We start from the raw sequence: 2168 nt of genomic DNA on the forward strand, positions 1-2168 counted from the left end.
AAAAGGCTTGTTTTCCAAGCAAGCCAATTCTAATGAGCGCTTGTATGATCTCTCTAAAAGAGCAGCCAGCATAACAATAGAGTAAAAGACGCCCATCATGTCCATTGGCAAGGGATAAGCTAGGCAGCCTATCATCATGAGCAGGGCAACGGGCTATTCCATAACGCCCATGCCAAACTCCACGTAATGCACAAGTAATTTTTTGAGCTGTTGTATGCAATGCATAAGCATTGCTTGTTGTAGCATTTGTAAAATGCATAAAATCCCTTCCTGCTACTTGCATTACAGGACAGATTCTGTTATTTCGGGATTTGCGAAAGTCGAAATACTTTGTCTGTCCTATAAGGCGAAGTTTTCTTTAGGCGGCGTCGTTGCCACGTTGGTTTTTTGCCTTTTCGATTACATCGCAAAGGTCAGATTGTAACCAGCGCGCTAAGGAACCAATCTTTAAAGGCTTTGGTACTGAGCCATCAGCGACCCGCCGCCAAAGTGTTGAAACGCTTATATTAAGTAGTTTTGCACTCTCACGTACTGTGAGGAGTGGTCCGTTTGGAATCATGGAATCCCCTTTATATTAAATGATAGAATCACTGTTTATTAACTATATATAAATAGCAATTCGTAGCAAACTTTTCCAGCAAAAAAACAATATCTTGTGATTTTTTATCAAGAGAAGCAATAATTTGTGATTGTATTATCCGTTATGGATAAAATAAGGAAAATGGAGACATAGAGCTATCCACAACTTTTATTGTTTTGATCAGTAACATAAGAAGCCCATCTATCCATAAAAATACGACGCTGTTCTAAATAGTCAGTCCGACGATAGGCACGCTCCACTTTTCCCCCAACCGTATGACCTAGAATGGTTTCAGCGACCTCATAAGGGGCATTGGTTGTTTCTGCGAGCCAATCACGTAAACTAGAGCGAAAACCATGCGGACAGGCTTCAAGTCCTGTTTTTTTCATGTATTGTAACATGCTGTTCTGTGCAAGGGGACCACGACCGGTTGCAGAAAAAAGAAACCCATTACGAGATAAAAGGCGTGCTTGTTTAATCACTTTTAGTGCTTCTGATGATAAAGGAACGCGGAATTCTTCTGTAGCATCGCGTCGTCCTTTCATACTTTCAGCAGGAATGGTCCATATATCCCCATCAATCTGATCTTCATGCATATAGCGCAAAGGACGTGTACGAACGCCTGTAAGAATAAGAAAACGCAAAGCCAGTTGTGTCATTGTTGTTGTTTTGCAGAGTGACTGATAAAAGGCAGGAACATCTTTCCAGTCCATTGCTGGTAAATTTTGTGCTTTATGGCGTTGTTTCCCTAAGAGAGCCCGTGCTTTTATCGTTGCTTGTAAATCAACATCCAGCCCCAAAGCAGCAGCATGTTTGAGACAAATATTAAGACGATTTATTGCTTTCTCTGCGGTTGCAGCTTTTGCATGCCAGATGGGAGCAAGAACATTGCGTATCTCTGTTTGTGTAATTTCTGAAATAGGAATACAGCCTAATTTGGGGAGAATATAAAGTTGTAAAGGTAGAAACCAATTCCCAGCCTTGCCATCTCCTTTTAATTCAGCTTTACGACTTTCAAAAGCATCTAAGGCAATGTCTTTTAAATAATGGAGATTACTTATTGCCTCACGCTTTTGTTTCTCACGTTCTTTAATGGGATCACGCCCCTCATGCAAAACAGAACGCCATTGATTTGCTAATTCACGGGCTTTTTTTAAAGAAACATTTCGCAACGCACCCAAGCCCATTTCGCGGCGCCGACCATGAATGGTATAACGATAAAGCCATTGAGCACCACCATCTTTACGCTTATGGAGAAGCAAGCCGGCACCATCATTATATTTGCCAGCCCCCAATGTTGCGACAGCCCTTGCATTAAGACGATTCATAAGAGGCATTTTTACTCCTTTCTTTCCTCATTTTTACCCACACACCAGCCCCGCTTTTGACGTGCAAGCAAGTGATATTAATTGATTCAATCTGAGAGGGTTTGTGATGAGAAAATCTTACTATATTCGGAGTTATGATTCAAGTTGAAAAAGGATGATTTATTATTATAAATCAATGTGTTGCCAGACCCCGGAATACTAATGCGAGGGCGCTCGCAACCGGAGGGGGAGCAAAGTGCAAGCCAAAAATCTACATTTTT

2 protein-coding genes and 1 pseudogene are annotated in these 2168 nt (G+C 41.4%); all 3 read right to left on the reverse strand.

All coding sequences use genetic code 11. From position 1 onward, the window contains the following. Nucleotides 1–259 (reverse strand): annotated as a pseudogene (locus ACFIKE_RS09760) (virulence-associated protein E); the annotation flags it as partial. A gap of 99 nt (nt 260–358) precedes the next feature. Then, entirely contained in the window at nt 359–559 is a 201-nt protein-coding gene (locus ACFIKE_RS09765; RefSeq protein ID WP_015856773.1) for an AlpA family transcriptional regulator, read from the reverse strand. Nucleotides 560–735: 176 nt separating this feature from the next. Further along, the gene (locus ACFIKE_RS09770; RefSeq protein WP_015856774.1) at nt 736–1917 is read right to left on the reverse strand and encodes a site-specific integrase; all 1182 of its coding nucleotides are present in this window, start codon (nt 1915–1917) and stop codon (nt 736–738) included. Nucleotides 1918–2168: the final 251 nt, after the last annotated feature.

It is taken from the genome of Bartonella sp. MU70NMGDW (genome assembly GCF_042194085.1).
Lineage (GTDB): Bacteria > Pseudomonadota > Alphaproteobacteria > Rhizobiales > Rhizobiaceae > Bartonella > Bartonella grahamii.

Excerpts from the sequence above, each read along its gene's own strand:
- ACFIKE_RS09765 (WP_015856773.1), bottom strand. The coding sequence starts at position 559 with ATGATTCCAAACGGACCACTCCTCACAGTACGTGAGAGTGCAAAACTA.
- ACFIKE_RS09770 (WP_015856774.1), bottom strand. The coding sequence starts at position 1,917 with ATGCCTCTTATGAATCGTCTTAATGCAAGGGCTGTCGCAACATTGGGG.